At 71.9% G+C, this 16,024-nt stretch carries 15 protein-coding genes; 12 read left to right on the forward strand and 3 right to left on the reverse strand.

Translation table 11 applies throughout. The features are described 5' to 3' along the window. Window positions 1-6: 6 nt before the first annotated feature. The 5 genes from trpS (at window position 7) to ACZ6O5_RS11565 (ending at window position 3,516) form a co-directional block, all read left to right on the forward strand. Complete coding sequence (gene trpS, locus ACZ6O5_RS11545; protein ID WP_405092343.1) at window positions 7-1,032, forward strand: tryptophan--tRNA ligase; 1,026 nt, start codon at window positions 7-9, stop codon at window positions 1,030-1,032. A gap of 34 nt (window positions 1,033-1,066) precedes the next feature. Then, window positions 1,067-1,630: a 2'-5' RNA ligase family protein gene (locus ACZ6O5_RS11550; protein WP_465976701.1), complete on the forward strand. Its 564-nt coding sequence runs from the start codon at window positions 1,067-1,069 to the stop codon at window positions 1,628-1,630. Between the two features lie 56 nt (window positions 1,631-1,686). Beyond that, window positions 1,687-2,628 (forward strand): YihY/virulence factor BrkB family protein, encoded by a 942-nt coding sequence (locus tag ACZ6O5_RS11555; protein ID WP_405092344.1) that lies wholly within the window; start codon window positions 1,687-1,689, stop codon window positions 2,626-2,628. After that, entirely contained in the window at window positions 2,625-2,999 is a 375-nt protein-coding gene (locus ACZ6O5_RS11560) for a GntR family transcriptional regulator (protein WP_396772909.1), read from the forward strand. Before ACZ6O5_RS11555 ends, ACZ6O5_RS11560 begins: the two co-directional genes overlap by 4 nt. A 73-nt stretch (window positions 3,000-3,072) precedes the next feature. Further along, window positions 3,073-3,516 (forward strand): hypothetical protein, encoded by a 444-nt coding sequence (locus tag ACZ6O5_RS11565; RefSeq protein ID WP_107157157.1) that lies wholly within the window; start codon window positions 3,073-3,075, stop codon window positions 3,514-3,516. A gap of 152 nt (window positions 3,517-3,668) precedes the next feature. Here ACZ6O5_RS11565 and ACZ6O5_RS11570 read toward each other — a convergent pair whose 3' ends face one another. Both ACZ6O5_RS11570 and ACZ6O5_RS11575 read right to left on the reverse strand, forming a co-directional pair. After that, window positions 3,669-5,300 carry a glycoside hydrolase family 13 protein gene (locus ACZ6O5_RS11570; protein ID WP_465976384.1) on the reverse strand — a complete coding sequence of 544 codons (1,632 nt, stop codon included), beginning with the start codon at window positions 5,298-5,300 and terminating at the stop codon, window positions 3,669-3,671. Window positions 5,301-5,482: 182 nt separating this feature from the next. Beyond that, window positions 5,483-6,550 carry a LacI family DNA-binding transcriptional regulator gene (locus ACZ6O5_RS11575; RefSeq protein ID WP_465976386.1) on the reverse strand — a complete coding sequence of 356 codons (1,068 nt, stop codon included), beginning with the start codon at window positions 6,548-6,550 and terminating at the stop codon, window positions 5,483-5,485. 197 nt (window positions 6,551-6,747) lie between these two features. Between ACZ6O5_RS11575 and ACZ6O5_RS11580 the strand changes: the two genes are divergently transcribed. The 4 genes from ACZ6O5_RS11580 (at window position 6,748) to ACZ6O5_RS11595 (ending at window position 12,465) form a co-directional block, all read left to right on the forward strand. After that, on the forward strand, window positions 6,748-8,001 hold the full coding sequence (locus ACZ6O5_RS11580; RefSeq protein WP_281942978.1) for a sugar ABC transporter substrate-binding protein: 1,254 nt from the start codon (window positions 6,748-6,750) through the stop codon (window positions 7,999-8,001). Next, a complete protein-coding gene (locus ACZ6O5_RS11585) occupies window positions 8,001-9,644 on the forward strand; it encodes an ABC transporter permease subunit (RefSeq protein WP_465976389.1) in 1,644 nt (547 codons plus the stop codon). The genes ACZ6O5_RS11580 and ACZ6O5_RS11585 overlap by 1 nt, the downstream gene beginning before the upstream one ends. Beyond that, complete coding sequence (locus tag ACZ6O5_RS11590; RefSeq protein ID WP_465976390.1) at window positions 9,641-10,525, forward strand: sugar ABC transporter permease; 885 nt, start codon at window positions 9,641-9,643, stop codon at window positions 10,523-10,525. The genes ACZ6O5_RS11585 and ACZ6O5_RS11590 overlap by 4 nt, the downstream gene beginning before the upstream one ends. 140 nt (window positions 10,526-10,665) lie before the next feature. After that, complete coding sequence (locus ACZ6O5_RS11595; protein ID WP_465976391.1) at window positions 10,666-12,465, forward strand: alpha-amylase family glycosyl hydrolase; 1,800 nt, start codon at window positions 10,666-10,668, stop codon at window positions 12,463-12,465. 55 nt (window positions 12,466-12,520) lie between these two features. Here ACZ6O5_RS11595 and ACZ6O5_RS11600 read toward each other — a convergent pair whose 3' ends face one another. Further along, a complete protein-coding gene (locus tag ACZ6O5_RS11600) occupies window positions 12,521-13,108 on the reverse strand; it encodes a TetR/AcrR family transcriptional regulator (protein WP_465976392.1) in 588 nt (195 codons plus the stop codon). Window positions 13,109-13,206: 98 nt separating this feature from the next. Here ACZ6O5_RS11600 and ACZ6O5_RS11605 point away from each other — a divergent pair, with 98 nt between their 5' ends. The 3 genes from ACZ6O5_RS11605 (at window position 13,207) to ACZ6O5_RS11615 (ending at window position 15,945) form a co-directional block, all read left to right on the forward strand. Next, window positions 13,207-14,196 carry a hypothetical protein gene (locus ACZ6O5_RS11605; protein WP_465976393.1) on the forward strand — a complete coding sequence of 330 codons (990 nt, stop codon included), beginning with the start codon at window positions 13,207-13,209 and terminating at the stop codon, window positions 14,194-14,196. Window positions 14,197-14,253: 57 nt separating this feature from the next. Then, window positions 14,254-14,595 carry a hypothetical protein gene (locus ACZ6O5_RS11610; protein WP_091061503.1) on the forward strand — a complete coding sequence of 114 codons (342 nt, stop codon included), beginning with the start codon at window positions 14,254-14,256 and terminating at the stop codon, window positions 14,593-14,595. Window positions 14,596-14,871: 276 nt separating this feature from the next. Next, window positions 14,872-15,945 carry a BMP family lipoprotein gene (locus ACZ6O5_RS11615; RefSeq protein WP_465976703.1) on the forward strand — a complete coding sequence of 358 codons (1,074 nt, stop codon included), beginning with the start codon at window positions 14,872-14,874 and terminating at the stop codon, window positions 15,943-15,945. The last annotated feature ends 79 nt before the right edge of the window (window positions 15,946-16,024 follow it).

Below are 16,024 nucleotides of genomic sequence, written 5' to 3' on the forward strand. Positions count from 1 at the left end.
GCCGCCATGTCCGACGTACCCGCCCGCCCGCGCGTCTTCTCCGGCATCCAGCCGACGGCCGACTCGTTCCATCTCGGGAACTACCTGGGCGCGCTGCGGCACTGGGTGGCGCTCCAGGACAGCCACGACGCGTTCTACTGCGTCGTCGACCTGCACGCGATCACCGCGGGGCACGACCCCAAGGTGCTCAGGCAGCGCACCCGGGTGGCCGCCGCGCAGCTCCTCGCGCTCGGCATCGACCCGGAACGCAGCACCCTGTTCGTCCAGTCGCAGCTGCCCGAGCACCCGCAGCTGGCCTGGGTGCTGGGCTGCATCACCGGGTTCGGCGAGGCCGGCCGGATGACCCAGTTCAAGGACAAGGCGCAGAAGCAGGGCAGCGACCGGGCCAGCGTCGGCCTGTTCACCTACCCGATCCTCCAGGCCGCCGACATCCTGCTCTACCAGGCGCACGCGGTGCCGGTCGGCGAGGACCAGCGGCAGCACCTGGAACTCTCCCGTGACCTGGCGCAGCGGTTCAACTCGCTGTTCGGCCCCACCTTCCGGGTGCCGGTGCCGCACATCGTGAAGGACACCGCCAAGATCGTCGATCTCCAGGACCCCACCGCCAAGATGTCGAAGTCGTTCTCCGCCCCGGCCGGCATCATCGACCTGCTGGAGGACCCGGCCCGCTCGGCCAAGAAGATCCGCTCGGCGGTCACCGACACCGGCCGCGAGATCGTCTTCGACGCGGAGGGGAAGCCGGGCATCTCCAACCTGCTCACCATCTACTCCGCGCTCTCCGGTCGCGGCATCGACGACCTGGTCGCCGCGTACGACGGCCGGGGCTACGGCGACCTCAAGAAGGACCTCGCCGAGGTGGTGCGGGAGTTCGTCACCCCGATCCAGGAGCGCACCAACGGCTACCTGGACGACCCGGCCCAGCTCGACAAGCTGCTCGCGCGGGGCGCGGAGAAGGCCCGGGCGGTGGCGGTCGACACGCTGCGCACCGCGTACGAACGGGTCGGGTTCCTTCCCCCGGTGCGGTCCGCGTAGCGGCGGGCGGGGAACGGTGACGGTGAGCGGAGGGATGGCGCGCAACGTGGCGGGCAGTGAACCAGCGCCGGGCGGCGGGGACACGATCCAGATCGGCATCGCGGTCGACGTGCCCGAGCCGTGGGGCGGGCTGCTCACCCGCCGCCGGGTCTCCGCCGGCGACCCGCAGGCCGTCCCGGCGCACGTCACCCTGCTCGGGCCCACCGAGATCCCGGTACGCGCGTTGCCGGCGGTCGAGGCGCACCTGAGCCGGGTGGCCGCCACGCACCTGCCGTTCACGCTGCACCTGCGCGGCACCGGCACGTTCCGCCCGGTCACCCAGGTGGTCTTCGTGACGGTGGCGGCCGGGATCAGCGAGTGCGAGCTGCTCGCCGCCGCCATCAACTCGGCCCCGGAGCTGCACCGCGAGGCCCGCTTCCCGTACCACCCGCACGTCACCGTGGCCCAGGACGTGCCGCCCGAGGTGCTCGACAAGGCGTACGAGGACCTGGCCGACTTCTCCGCGCTGTTCGAGGTGGAGGCGTTCACGCTCTTCTCGCACAGCGGGGCGACCCGGTGGCAGCCCCGTCGCGACTTCCGGCTCGGCGGCCCGCGCTGAACATCCGGCCGGCCGGGCCGCCTCCGCCGAGGGCGACGATCGGCGAGGATGGCGGGGTGAACGTCTTCGGCCGGATCGAGGTGGCGGTCGGGCGTCGGATCGACGCGGCCCGCGGTCGCTCGTCCGCCTTCGACCACGTCTGGCTGGCCGGGACGCTCTACGCCGACCTGCTCGCCGGGCGGCTCGCCGCCGCCATCGCCTACTACGGCTTCTTCGCCGTGTTCGCGCTCGCCCTGGTCGCGTACTGGATCTTCGGCGCGGTGCTGCGGGACAACGAGGACGTCAGCCGTGCGGCGGCCGAGTTCCTCCGGGAGAACCTGCCCTTTGTCGACCCGGCGCAGATCGCCGAGAGCAGCAACACCGTCGGCGTGGTCGGCCTGATCATCCTCGTCTTCACCGGGATCGGCTGGGTGGAGGCGATCCGCTCGTCGCAGCGCCTGATGTACGGCTTGAACCAGCAGCCCGGCAACCTGGTGGTGCGCCACCTGGTCGACCTGGGCGTGCTGGTCGCGGTCTTCGTGCTGCTCTTCGTCTCGGTCGCCGCCGTCGACGCGCTGGAGTCGCTGCTGCGCTTCCTGCTGCGCAGCACCGGCTCGGTCGGCCTGACCACGGTCAGCGCGGTGCTGAGCGTGCTGGTGAACGCCGTGCTCGCCGCCGCGCTGCTGTTGGCCGTGCCCCGGCTGCGGATGAGCCGCCGCCGGTTGCGCCCGGCGGTGCTGACCGTCGCGATCGGGATCACGCTGCTCAACACCGTGGGGCGCTACTACGTGGTGCGCACCGAGCGGAATCCGGCGTACACGGTGGTGGCGACCGCCGTCGGCCTGCTGCTCTACCTCTACCTGCTCAACCAGATGGTGCTCTTCGGCGCCGCGCTCGCCGCCACCAGCCGGTACGGCCGGGTGGTGGACCTGGCCGAGGGCGGTGCGCGGGAGGTGGACGTGGAGGCCGACGTGCTGGACGAGGAGACCGATCCGGGCACCCCGGGTGGCGGGGGATGAGCCCGCGGATCCGGGTGGACGCGGAGTCGGCGACACCCCCGTACGAGCAGGTGCGCGCCCAGCTCGCGAGCGCCGTCGGCGACGGACGGCTGCCGGTGGGCACCCGGCTCCCCGCGGTCCGGCAGCTCGCCGCCGACCTGGGGCTGGCGGTGAACACGGTGGCGCGGGCCTACCGCGAGTTGGAGGCCGCCGGCCTGGTGCAGACCCGGGGCCGGCACGGCACGGTGGTGGCGCCCGGGCGCGACGACGCCACCGACCGGCTGCACCGGGCCGCGGCCGACTACGCCGCCGAGGCGCGTCGCCTGGGGGTGCCGCCGGAGCGGGCGGTCGCCCTGGTCCGGGCGGCGCTGGACGCCGGTACGCGCGGCTGAGCGCCGTCGCCTGAGCGGTGGGACTCGGGGGATTGCGGTCCCCGGGCGGGCGCGGAACGACAATGATGGGCCGGTGGGCGCACTCGTGACACTGGACCTGCCGGACGACTCGCCGATGCTCGGCCTGCCCTGGATCATCACGTTCGGTCCGCTGGCCGCCGACGACGAGTGGGAGCCCGTGGTCTGCGGCCCGTACGAGCGACCGCACGCGCTGGCGCTGGCCGAGGCGGTGGTGGCCGAGGAGCAGTTGATGGCGGTCGTGGAACCGTTGCTGCCGGCGCTGACGCCGGAGGAGATCCGCGGTGAGATCGCCGCCGCGCAGATCGCCGCCGAGGACGAGGCGGCCGAGGCCGACCAGGCGGATCTCTACGGCGACTTCGAGGACGTCATCGACGACGAGCTGGAGTTGGCCGCCGAACGCCAGCCGGAGCCGCAACCGGCGGAGCCGCCGGACGCCGACGAGGTCCGCGCCGGCTTCGCCCGGATCGCCGCGCTGCTCACCGCGAAGGGCGGCTGATCACCGGCGCGGCGCCCGAACGGACGCCGGCCCCCGGGAGCGGACTCCCGGGGGCCGATGTCACCTCACCCCCCACCACAAGGGGTCGGCAGCCCAGCCGCCCGTCGGCGCGGAGCACAACGGACGACCAGGTCATTGGCGGGTTACCCGGCTCAGCGCCGTTCGAACCACGCAGCCGCGTCCACCGGCAGGGCGTGCCCGTCGCCCCGCTCGGTGAGATCGGCGCTGGCGACGAGCGGCCGGCCGAAGCCGGCGACCGTCACGTCCGCGCCGCTGAGGTTGACCACGCAGGTCAGCTCCGTGTCCCCGGCGGCCCGACGGAACGCCAGCACGCCGGGTTCGGTCTCCAGCCAGGTGATGCCGCCGAGGCCGGCCAGCGCCGGGTGCGTGCCCCGGACCCGCAGCGCCGCCCGGTACAGCTCCAGCGTCGAGCCGGGCACCCCGGTCTGGGCGGCCACCGAGAGGGCCCGCCAGGTCGCCGGCGCCGGCAGCCAGCTCAGTTCGCTGCCGTCCGGCCCGAAGCCGTACGGGGCCAGCTCGCCGCTCCACGGGATCGGCACCCGGCAGCCGTCCCGGCTCTCGCCGGTGCGCAGGAACGACGGGTCCTGGCGCAGCTCGTCGGGGAGGTCCAGCACCTCGGGCAGGCCCAGTTCCTCGCCCTGGTAGACGTAGGCGCAGCCGGGCAGCGCGAACATCAGCAGCGCGGCGGCCCGGGCGCGGCGCAGGCCGACCTCGCCGTCGCCGTACCGGGTGACGTGGCGCTGCTTGTCGTGGTTGGAGAGCACCCAGGTGGTCGGCGCGCCGACGATTGTCGACTCGGCCAGTGCGGTGTCGATCACCTTGCGGAACGAGTCGGCCGACCAGGTGGCTTCCAGGAAGTCGAAGCTGAACGCCTGGTGCAGCTCGTCCGGGCCGATGTAGCGGGCCAGCCGCTGCGGCGTCTCGGCCCACGCCTCGGCGACCGCCATCCGGCCGCCCGGGTAGCTGTCCAGGATCGGCCGCCAGGCGCGGTAGATGTCGTGCACCTCGTCCTGGTCGAAGTAGGGCAGCCGGGCCTTGCCGAGCAGATCCGACTGGCGCTGCCCGGTGGTCATCGTGCTGAATCCGACGTCCGGCAGGCCCTCGGCCTTGATCATTCCGTGTGCCACGTCGATCCGGAAGCCGTCGACACCGCGGTCCAGCCAGAAGCGCAGGACGTCCTCGAACTCGGCGCGCACCTCGGGGTGGCGCCAGTTCAGGTCGGGCTGGGCCGGGTCGAACAGGTGCAGGTACCACTGGCCGTCGACCACCCGGGTCCAGGCCGGGCCGCCGAAGATGCTCTCCCAGTCGTTCGGGGGCAGCTCGCCCTGCTCGCCCTTGCCGTCGGCGAACAGGTAGCGCTCGCGCTCCGGGGAACCCGGGCCGGCGGCGAGCGCGGCGGCGAACCAGGGGTGCGCGCTGGAGGTGTGGTTCGGCACCAGGTCGACGATGATCCGCAGGCCCAGCGCGTGCGCGTCGGTGATCATCTCGTCGAAGTCGGTGAGGTTGCCGAAGAGCGGGTCGACGTCGCGGTAGTCGGCCACGTCGTAGCCGGCGTCGACCTGCGGGGAGGTGTAGAACGGCGTCAGCCAGAGCGCGTCCACGCCCAGCTCGCGCAGGTAGGGCAGGCGCCCCCGGATGCCCTGGAGGTCACCGACGCCGTCGGAGTTCGCGTCCGCGAAGCTGCGGACGTAGACCTGGTAGACGACCGCGGACCGCCACCAGTCGTCGGTGGCCGGTGGCGTGGGGGTGGGGGCGGAGGTCATCGGTGGCGATCCCGTTCTGTGGCGGCGCAGGGGGTGTCTGAGCAGGATGCCGCCTCAGCGCTGCAAGAGTCAAGCATTCCTTGCGCAAGAAATGACGCCGATCACCTGCCCCACCAGCGCGGTCACCGTCCGCACCTCTCCCAGATCCCGAGACGCCCGCGCGGGGTCGGGCGGCACGGGGGTCAGGCGGGGACGGGAAGGGTGGGGGCGGGGCGTTGGCGTTTGGGGGCGGGGGCGGGTCGGGCGACCGCGGTGGAGCCGCGTACCACCAACTCCGGGCGGAACAGGTACTCGGAGTTCGGGGACGGGTGCCCGTTGATCTCGTCGACCAGGGCGCGTACGGCGGCAACCGCCATGGCCGCGACCGGCTGGCGCACCGTGGTCAGCGGCGGATCGGTGAAGGCCATCAGCGGCGAGTCGTCGTAGCCGACCACCGAGACGTCCTCGGGGACGGACCGGCCGCGTTGCCGGGCCGCCCGGATCGCCCCGAGCGCCATCAGGTCCGAGCCGCAGACCAGGCCGGTCACCCCGCGCTCGATGAGCCGGCCGGCGGCGGCCTCGCCGCCCTCCACGCCGAACAGGGACAGCTCGGTCAGCTCGGCCAGGTCGTCGTCGGAGATGTCGGTGAGGCGCCGCATCGCGGCCTTGTAGCCGGCGACCTTGCGCTGTACCGGGACGAACCGGTCCGGGCCGGTGATCAGGCCGATCCGCCGGTGCCCGAGCGCGACCAGGTGGGCGACCGCGAGTTCGGCGGACTCCCGGTCGTCGCAGGAGACGAACGGCGCGGGGATGCCCGGCGCGTACCCGTTGATCATGACGATCGGCAGCGGCCGGGCGAGCAGCGTGCGGTACCGGTCGTGGTCGGCGGCGGTGTCGGCGTGCAGGCCGGAGACGAAGACGATGCCGGAGACCTGCCGGTCCAGCAGCATTTCGACGTACTCGTCCTCGCGGACGCCGCCGGGGGTCTGGGTGCACAGCACCGGCGTGTAGCCGGTGGGCGCCAGCGCGGACTCGATGATCTGGGCGAACGCCGGGAAGATCGGGTTGTCCAGCTCGGGCACGACCAGGCCGACCAGCCCGGCGCTGCGCTTGCGCAGGCGGGCCGGTCGTTCGTAGCCGAGTACGTCGAGGGCGGTGAGGACGGCCTGCCGGGTCTCCGGGGCCACTCCGGGGCGGTCGTTGAGCACCCGCGACACCGTGGCCTCGCTGACTTCGGCCTGTTGGGCGATGTCGGACAGTCGAGCGCGCATGGCGGCACTTTAGCTCAACGGCAAAGTCTTGCGTACACTTCTGCAAGCCCTTCCATTCTCTGCAACCTCTTGCTAACGTCCCCGCAACATGCGAGAGCAGCGGCGCAGCACCCCGGCGCCGGTCAGCAAGAACTTTCAGAGGTTCCCACTGGCGGTCGCCCTTCCCCCGGCGTGCCGCCATGACGACAGGAGTACCGATGCGCATCCGTACCGCGGGTGTGGTCGCCGTCCTCGGTCTGGCGCTCGCCGCGTCCGGCTGTGGTGACAGCGGCAGCGACAAGCCGGCCGCCGAGCAGTCCGCCAGCAAGGCGACCGGCGGCAAGCTGGTCATCTGGGCCGACGACAAGCGCACCGCCGCCCTCAAGCCGTTCGCCGAGGAGTTCGGCAAGGAGAACGGCGTGACAGTCGAGGTGCAGGCCGTCTCCAAGGACCTGCAGACCAACTTCGTCACCGCCTCCCAGCAGGGCAGCGGCCCGGACGCCGTGGTCGGCGCGCACGACTGGATCGGCAACCTGGTCCAGAACGGCGCCATCGACCCGGTCCAGCTCACCGCCGAGCAGAAGGCGGGCTTCAACGAGACCGCGGTCAAGGCGGTCACCTTCAACGGCCAGCTCTACGGCGTGCCCTACGCCACCGAGAACCTGGCGCTGCTCCGCAACACCGAGCTGGCCCCCGAAGCGCCGAAGACGATCGAGGACCTGGTCACCGCCGGCAAGAAGCTCAAGGCGGAGAAGAAGGCCAGCGAGATCCTCTGCCTCCAGTCCGGCCAGAACGGCGACGCGTACCACATCTACCCGCTGTACTCCTCGGCCGGCGGCTACCTGTTCGGCACCGCCGCCAACGGCGACTACGACCCGAAGGACCTGGGCGTGGGCAAGCCGGAGTCGATCGCCGCGTTCCAGAAGATCGCGAAGCTCGGTGAGAAGGGCGAGGGCGCGCTGAAGCGGTCCATCACCCCGGAGAACTCGATCTCCACCTTCACCGGCAAGAAGTGCGCCTTCCTGGTCTCCGGCCCGTGGGCCGTGGCCGACGCCAAGAAGGCCGGCATCAAGTACGACATCTCCCCGGTCCCCGGCTTCGCCGGTGGCAAGGAGGCCCAGCCGTTCGTGGGCGTCCAGGCGTTCTACGTCGCCGCCAAGGGCAAGAACAAGGCCCTGGCCCAGGAGTTCGTCACCAACTACGTGACCAAGCCCGAGCTGGCCGTCGCGCTGTACAAGGCCGAGCCGCGCCCGCCGGCGCTGACCGCCGCCTTCGACCAGGTCAAGGGCGAGGACCCGGACCTGGCGAAGTTCTCCGAGGCCGGCAAGAACGGCCAGGTGCTCCCGGCGATCCCGGCCATGGCCGCGATCTGGGACCCGTTCGGCAAGGCCGAGGCCGCCGTCATCGGTGGCGCCGACCCGGCCAAGACGATCACGGCCGCTGGCAAGACCATCCAGGGTCAGATCAAGTAATGAGCGCGCCGCTGTCCGGCCCGGGGTCCGCCACGCGGACCCCGGGCCGGGAGCCCGCTCGTCCCGGGCTCCCGCGCACCTCGCGTACCGCGCGGCACCACGCGCCGATCACCGCGACCGGCCTCGTCGTCAAGGTGGTCCTGCTCGGCCTGGTGGCCGGGATCGCGCTCTGGGCGGCGTTCCCGCTCATCGAGGCCGGGCACTGGATCGGGCTCGGCGTCCTGGTGACCACCACCGCCGCCCTGTTCTACCTCTACCTGGGTCGCCGGCACATCCCGGCCAAGTACCTGGTCCCCGGCACGCTCTTCCTGATCGCGTTCCAGGTGCTGCCGGTGCTCCTCACCGCGAGTACCGCGTTCACGAACTTCGGCGACGGCCACCGCGGCAGCAAGGACGACGCGGTCGTCGCCATCCAGACCTCCTCGGTGAAGCAGGTGCCCGGCTCGACCGAGTACGCGCTCACCATCGCCACCACCGGCGACCCGGCGACCGGCCCGCTGACCTTCCTGCTCAGCGACCCGAAGAGCAAGGAGGTCTTCGCGGGCGACGCGGGCGGGCTGCGCCAGCTCGACGCCGGTGACGTCACCGTCAGCAGCCTCAGCGGCAAGATCACCGCCGCGGACGGCTACACCGTGCTGAACATCGGGCAGGCCAGCAGCCGCAGCGACGCGGTCACCGCGCTGATCGTGCCGACCGACGCCGGCGCCATCCGCTCCAACGGCCTCACCCGGGCCTACGAGGGCAAGGCAGCCCGGGCGTACGACGCCGGCTGCGACTGCATCAGGGACAGCGAGAGCGGCAAGACCTGGACCGCCGACGAGAAGGTCGGCTCCTTCGTCGCCGCCGACGGCGAGCGGCTCAGCCAGGGCTGGAAGGTCAACGTCGGGCTGAAGAACTTCGGCGCGGTGCTCAGCGACCCGAACATCTCCGGCCCGTTCTTCGGCACGCTGGCCTGGAACTTCGCGTTCGCGATCGGCTCCACCGGCTTCACCTTCCTGCTCGGCATGGCCATCGCGCTCGCGCTGCACTCGCCCCGGATGCGGGGCACGAACCTCTACCGGGTGCTGCTGATCCTCCCGTACGCCATGCCGTCGTTCGCGATGCTGCTGGTCTGGCGGGACATGTTCAACACCGACTTCGGCCTGCTCAACAACCTGTTCGGGCTGGACGTCGACTGGTTCGGCGGTGCCTGGTCGGCCCGGGTCGCGGTGCTGCTGGTGCAGCTCTGGCTCGGCTACCCGTACATGTTCCTGGTGGCCACCGGCGCGCTCCAGGCCATCCCGCGGGAGCTGACGGAGGCCACCTCGGTCGACGGGGCCAGCCCGTGGCAGTCGTTCAAGGCGGTCACCCTGCCGCTGCTGCTGGTGGCGCTCTCGCCGCTGCTGATCGCGTCGTTCGCGTTCAACTTCAACAACGTCAACGCGATCCTGTTCACCACCGAGGGCGGGCCGTTCGCGCCGGACAACCCGCGCAACGGCGCCACCGACCTGCTGATCACCTACACGTACCGGCTGGCGTTCGGCGCGCAGGGCGCCGAGTACGGCTTGGCCGCCACCGTCTCGATCTTCATCTTCGCGATCGTGGCGACCGTCTCGGCGATCAGCTTCCGGAACACCCGCAAGCAGGAGGAGGTGTACTCGTGACCAGCATCGCGGAAACGCCGGCGGCCCGCCGGTCGCGCGGCCGGTGGTTCGCCCAGGTGGGCTGGCGGCATCTGGTCGGGGTGCTGGCGGTGCTGTTCAGCCTCTTCCCGATCATGTTCGTGATCTCCGCGGCGCTCAACCCGCTCGGCACGCTCTCCTCGACCGAGCTGCTGCCGACCGGGGCGTCGCTGGAGAACTTCACCAACCTGTTCGACCGGACCGCGTTCGGCCACTGGTTCCTCAACTCGCTGCTGCTGGCGGGCGTGGCCAGCTTCGCGTCGATCTTCCTGTCGGCGCTGGCCGCGTACGCGTTCTCCCGGATGCGGTTCGCCGGGCGGCGGATCGGCCTGCTCACGCTGCTGCTGATCCAGATGTTCCCGCAGTTCCTGGCGATCGTGGCGATCTTCCTGATCTTCACCACGATCACCGACCTCTACCCGGTGATCGGCTTCAACACCCCGTGGGGCCTGTTCCTGCTCTACATGGGTGGCGCGCTGGGCGCGAACACCTGGCTGATGAAGGGCTTCTTCGACACGCTGCCGAAGGAGCTGGACGAGTCGGCGACCATGGACGGCGCGTCGCACGTGCAGGTCTTCTTCCGGATCATGCTGCCGCTGGTGGCGCCGATCCTGGCGGTGACCGGCCTGCTCGCGTTCATCGGGTCGATCAACGAGTTCATCATCGCCAACGTGTTCCTCACCAACACCGAGTCGAAGACGCTCGCGGTCGGCATGTTCGGCCTGGTCGCGGGCGAACGCAACAACAACTTCGGGATGTTCGCGGCGGGCACGCTGCTCACCGCGATCCCCACCGTGCTGGTGTTCCAACTGCTCCAGCGCTACATCGTCTCCGGCCTCACCTCCGGAGCGGTCAAAGGCTGAGCCTCCTCGGCTCACGCTGCGGCAAGGGCGTCGTGTCGGCGTACACCGGAGCGGTTTGGAGGGCGGACCGTCGCGGTCGGGTGACCGACCGCGGCGGGTGCCCGCCCACTCCCTGTCGGTACGACGCGAAAGGCCGCGGCATGTCCCTTTCACCGCACCACGACGGTTCCGCCACCTACGTCCCGGAGCAGGAGCCCGCGCTCGGGCAGACCGTCCCCGTCTTCGTCCGGGTGCCGGCCGGCGCCGGCGTCGACCAGGTGCACGTGCGCACCACCGGCGACGGCGAGCCGCACTTCGCCGAGGCGGTGGTCGACCGCACCACGAACGGCGACGTGTGGTGGCGGGCCGACGTCGAGGTCCGCAACCCGGTCAGCAACTACCGTTTCCTGCTCGACGGCGAGGCCGGCGCCCGCTGGCTCAACGCGGCCGGCACCGCCGACCACGACGTGCCGGACCACGGCGACTTCAAGCTGGTCAGCTACGCGCCGCCGCCGGCCTGGGCCCGGGACGCGGTGATCTACCAGATCTTCCCGGACCGGTTCGCCCGCTCGGCCGCGGCGGACGGGCGCACCGCGCCGGACTGGGCCATCCCGTGCGACTGGGACACGCCGGTGATCGGGCGCGGCCCGGAGACGCCCCGCCAGTTCTACGGCGGCGACCTGGACGGCATCACCGAGCGCCTGGACCACCTGGACCGGCTCGGCGTCAACACGGTCTACCTCACCCCGATCTTCCCGGCCCGCTCCAACCACAGGTACGACGCGTCCAGCTTCGACACCGTCGACCCGCTGCTCGGCGGCGACGCGGCGCTGGTCCGGCTCGCCGACGCGGTACGCGCCCGGGGCTGGCGGCTGCTCGGCGACATCACCAGCAACCACACCGGTGACGCGCACCGCTGGTTCACCGCCGCGGTGTCCGACGTCAACGCGTTGGAGCGGGACCTGTACTACTTCGACCTCCCGGGACAGGACTACGAGTCGTGGAACGGGGTGAAGTCGCTGCCGAAGCTCAACTGGGGCAGCGCCGAGCTGCGCCGCCGGTTCGCCACCGCCGAGGACTCGCTGCTGCGCCGCTGGCTGCGTCCGCCGTACGGGCTGGACGGCTGGCGGGTGGACGTGGCGAACATGACCGGCCGGCGCGGCGCCGACGCGTACACCCACGAGGTGGCGCGACTGCTGCGCGAGGTGGTCGCCGAGACCCGACCGGACGCGTTGCTGCTCGCCGAGCACGGCCACGACCACACCGGCGACCTGGACCGCGACGGCTGGCACGGCACGATGAACTACGTCGGGTTCACCGACCCGGTGTGGTCCTGGCTGCGCGCGGGGGACGGCCCGGTGCCGAACTTCCTCGGCACGCCCGGCGGGGTCCGGCGGCGGGACGCGGACGCGGTGCTGGCCACCATGAACGCCTACCGGTCGCTGGTCTCGTGGCGGTCGTACACGCACTCGTGGCAGCTCCTCGGCTCGCACGACTCGGCCCGGATCCGCAGCGTGGTGGGCGACGCGGCCCGGCAGGAGGTCGCGTCCGGGCTGCTCGCCACCATGCCGGGGACCCCTGTCGTCTTCGCCGGTGACGAGCTGGGCCTGACCGGCGCGAACGGGGAGGGCTCGCGTACCCCGATGCCGTGGCACCGGCCGGAGAGCTGGGACCGGCGCACGTTCGACGCGTACCGGTCGCTGCTGGCGCTGCGCCGCGCCGAGCCGGCGCTGCGGCACGGCGGCCTGCGGTGGGTGCACGCCGACGCGGACACGCTGGTCTTCCTGCGCGAGGCCCCGACCGGGAGCGTGCTGGCCCTGGCCCGACGCGCCCCCGGCACCCCGCTGCGCCTGACCGGCCTGCCCGCCGCCGAGAACATCTACGGCGGCGCCCCGTCGCTGCCCCCCGGCACGGCCACCCTCCCCGCCGACGGCCCCACGTTGCAGCTCTGGAGGTGGTGAAAGGAGGGGCCCCCGGTTAACGCATTCTGCATAACAGGGGGCCCCTCCTAACACCTCAGCGGAGCAGGGCGCGGGCGCCGGTCAGGTAGGTGGCGCGGTCGGGGGAGCCGGTGAGGATGCGCTGGGTGAAGTAGCCCGGCACCAGGCCGAACAGGGCCGCGCCGACCGCCTCGGGGTCGGCCTCGGGGGGCAGCTCGCCGGCGTCGCGCGCCCGCCGGGCGGCGGTCACGAAATGGCCGCGCAACCGGGTGTAGGTGGCGGCGACGAACTCGGCCAGCACCGGGTCCCGCTGTGCCTCGCTCCACACCTGCAACGCCAGGGGCAGCACGCCGTCCGGGCCGAGCTGGCCGTCGACGAAGGCCAGGGCACGCTCCAGCACCCCGGTCAGCGGCAGCGGCGGGTCGGCGGTGGACAGGTCGGCGAAGTTCTCGTCGGCGGTGCCGACGACCGCCTGGGCGATGGCCGTGATCAGGTCGTTCTTGCTGGGGAAGTAGCGGTAGACGGCGCCGACCGAGAGCCCGGCCTCCCTGATCACGTCCTGCATCGAGGTCTGGTGGAACCCGTCACGCAGGAAGCAGCGCCGAGCCGCGTCGAGGATCTGCTGGCGGCGGGCGGCGAGGTGCTGTTCGGAGACGCGTGGCACGGCACACATTCTAAAGCGAACGTTCGTTCTTGACGAACGCGTCGACCGCGGCGCACGCTCTCTCCAAGAGAACGAACATTCGTTTTAAGGAGGCGACGATGCTCCGCGCCCGCTCGCCCTGGGCCCTCACCGCGCTGCTGGTCGGCGTGGCGGTGGTGGTACAGGTGCTGCTCGTACCGCTGTTCGCGGCCCCTGCCGCGCACCTCGCGCCGCGCGACCTGCCGGTGGCCGTGGCCGGGCCGCCGCCCGCCGTCGCCGAGCTGACCGCCCGGCTGACCGCCGCCCGCCCCGGCGGCTTCACGGTGACCGCGCTGCCGGACGCGGCGGCGGCCGACCGGGCGCTACGCGACCGGGAGGTCTACGCCGCGTTCGTGGCCGGCCCGGACGGCGTCGCCCTGCACACCGCGCCGGCCGCCAGCCCGACCGTCGCGGCCCTGCTCACCGAGGCCGCCGGCCAGCTCTCGGCCGGCCGCCCGGTGCCGGTGACGGCGGTCGTGCCGACCGACCCGGACGACCCCCGCGGGGCCGGGTTCGCCGCCGGCTTCCTGCCGCTGGCGCTCACCGGCATGCTGGTCGGCGCGCTGCTCACGCTGCTGGTCACCGGCCGCCGAGCACGGCTGGCCGGCCTGCTCGGGTACGCGGCGCTCGCCGGCACGGCCGGTGTCACGGTGCTGCACGGCTGGCTCGGCCTGCTCGACGGCGACCCGTGGCGGGAGGCCGCCGCGATCGGTCTCTTCTCGCTCGCCGCCGCCGCCACGGTGGCGGGTCTCGGCGCGCTGCTCGGCCGCGCCGGCATCGGCCTCGGGGCGCTGCTCGTCTTCCTGCTCGGCAACCCACTCTCCGCGGTCGCCGCCGCGCCCGAGCTGCTGCCGCAGCCGTGGGGGACGTTCGGCCAGTTCCTGCCGGTCGGCGCGGGCGGCACGCTGCTGCGCTCGGCGACGTTCTTCGACGGCGCGGGCGCCGGCCGGCCGCTGGCCGTGCTGACCGGGTACGCGCTGGTGGGGCTGGTGCTGGTCCTGGCCGGTCGGCGGGCCGGGGCGGCCGGGGAGGTGACGGTGCCACCCGAGCCGGCCCAGGTCACGGTATGACGGCAGCTCGGCGGGGCGACTACTACGCGGTGTCGTTGATGGGGGAGGATGGCCGGCGTGGAAGCTCTTCGACTGATCCTTCTCTATGTCCATCTGATCGGCTTCGCGCTGCTGCTCGGCGGCGGGATCGCCCAGTACGTCAGCGGCCGGCTGCGGATCAACGCGGCCATGCTGTGGGGAGCGGTGATCCAGATCCTGACGGGTCTCGGGCTCTCCGCGCCGCTGCGGGACGGCGACGAGCCGGCCCCGGCGAAGCTTGTTACCAAGTTGGTGCTCGCGCTGCTCATCTTCGTCATGGTCTTCTTCTCCCGTAAGCGGGAGTCCGTGAACCGGGGGCACTTCCTCGCGATCATCGGGTTGACGCTGCTCAACGCGGCGGTCGCGGTGTTCTGGCGGTAGTCCGCCGGGACCGGGAGCGGCCCCGGAAACGGACGTTCGGGACACGACCGTGTACCCCTACCGGCCCCAGAAGTGATCTGCCCCACGCAAGGGTTACACCGGGGTAACGGACGCTCAACAGTCGTGCACGATTGTCGGCCGGTGGGTGGGCGCGGGCGTACGCTCCCGTCCGTAACGTGGGACGCCGGCCGCACACCGCAGGCCGGCGCAAGGGCATGCGTACCGCGCACGACGCGGGCGCAATGGGAAGGAGACGTCTTGCGCTCTGTGCGTGGGATGCGGATCGCCTCCGCCTTCGTGGCGGGTGGCCTCGTGCTGGGCGCCGCCGCGTGTGGTGAGGCTCCGGACGACAAGAACGACAACGCCGGCGGCAACGGCGGCAAGAAGTACAGCGCCTGCATGGTGACCGACGTGGGCGGCATCGATGACAAGTCCTTCAACACCTCCGCCTGGAAGGGCCTTCAGGAGGCGAAGAAGGAGAACGACAACATCGAGATCAAGAACGTCCAGTCGAAGGCCGAGGCGGACTACGAGGTCAACCTCACCGGGTTCGTCAACCAGAAGTGTGACTTCATCCTGGCCGTCGGTGGCCTGATGTCGGACGCCACCAAGAAGGCGGCCACCGCGAACCCGAACCAGCAGTTCGCGATCGTCGACGCCAACCCGGGTGTGGGCAACATCTACCCGATGCAGTTCGACACCGCCCAGGCCGCGTTCCAGGCCGGCTACCTGGCCGCCGGGATGAGCAAGAGCGGCAAGGTGGGCACCTACGGCGGCCTGCCGATCCCGCCGGTCACCATCTTCATGGACGGCTTCGCCGACGGCGTGGCGTACTACAACAAGGCGAAGAGCAAGAACGTCCAGGTGCTGGGCTGGGACAAGGCCACCCAGAAGGGTTCCTTCACCAACGACTTCGTCAAGCAGGACGAGGGCAAGAAGGTCTCCGACGCGCTGGTCGCCCAGGGCGCCGACATCATCATGCCGGTCGCCGGTGGCGCCGGCCTCGGCACCACCGCCGCGGCCAAGGCCTCGGGCGGCAAGTACTCGGTCGTCTGGGTGGACGTCGACGGCTGCGAGAGCACCCCGGACTGCTCGGCGATCGTGACCACGGTCGTCAAGAACATCCCGGAGGCCGTCAAGGAGGCCGTGGTGAAGGCCGCCGGTGGCGAGAAGCTCCAGGCGCAGCCGGGCTTCGTGGGCACGCTGGCCAACACCGGTGTCTCGATCGCGCCGTACCACGACTTCGACAGCAAGGTCCCGGCGGACCTGAAGACCGAGGTCGAGAAGATCAAGGCGGACATCGCCGCCGGCACCGTCACGGTCACCTCGAAGGCCCAGCCGACCAAGTGACCGCTCCGCCGGCCGCCGCGGTGAAATCATCGGCAGCGGGGCCGGCGGGCACCAGGTAGCACGATCCGGCCGTCCCGGG

The sequence above is a fragment of the Micromonospora sp. NPDC049201 genome (assembly GCF_055586805.1).

Excerpts from the sequence above, each read along its gene's own strand:
- trpS (WP_405092343.1), top strand. The coding sequence starts at position 7 with ATGTCCGACGTACCCGCCCGCCCGCGCGTCTTCTCCGGCATCCAGCCG.
- ACZ6O5_RS11550 (WP_465976701.1), top strand. The coding sequence starts at position 1,067 with ATGGCGCGCAACGTGGCGGGCAGTGAACCAGCGCCGGGCGGCGGGGAC.
- ACZ6O5_RS11560 (WP_396772909.1), top strand. The coding sequence starts at position 2,625 with ATGAGCCCGCGGATCCGGGTGGACGCGGAGTCGGCGACACCCCCGTAC.
- ACZ6O5_RS11570 (WP_465976384.1), bottom strand. The coding sequence starts at position 5,300 with ATGACCTCCGCCCCCACCCCCACGCCACCGGCCACCGACGACTGGTGG.
- ACZ6O5_RS11575 (WP_465976386.1), bottom strand. The coding sequence starts at position 6,550 with ATGCGCGCTCGACTGTCCGACATCGCCCAACAGGCCGAAGTCAGCGAG.
- ACZ6O5_RS11580 (WP_281942978.1), top strand. The coding sequence starts at position 6,748 with ATGCGCATCCGTACCGCGGGTGTGGTCGCCGTCCTCGGTCTGGCGCTC.
- ACZ6O5_RS11585 (WP_465976389.1), top strand. The coding sequence starts at position 8,001 with ATGAGCGCGCCGCTGTCCGGCCCGGGGTCCGCCACGCGGACCCCGGGC.
- ACZ6O5_RS11595 (WP_465976391.1), top strand. The coding sequence starts at position 10,666 with ATGTCCCTTTCACCGCACCACGACGGTTCCGCCACCTACGTCCCGGAG.
- ACZ6O5_RS11605 (WP_465976393.1), top strand. The coding sequence starts at position 13,207 with ATGCTCCGCGCCCGCTCGCCCTGGGCCCTCACCGCGCTGCTGGTCGGC.
- ACZ6O5_RS11615 (WP_465976703.1), top strand. The coding sequence starts at position 14,872 with ATGCGGATCGCCTCCGCCTTCGTGGCGGGTGGCCTCGTGCTGGGCGCC.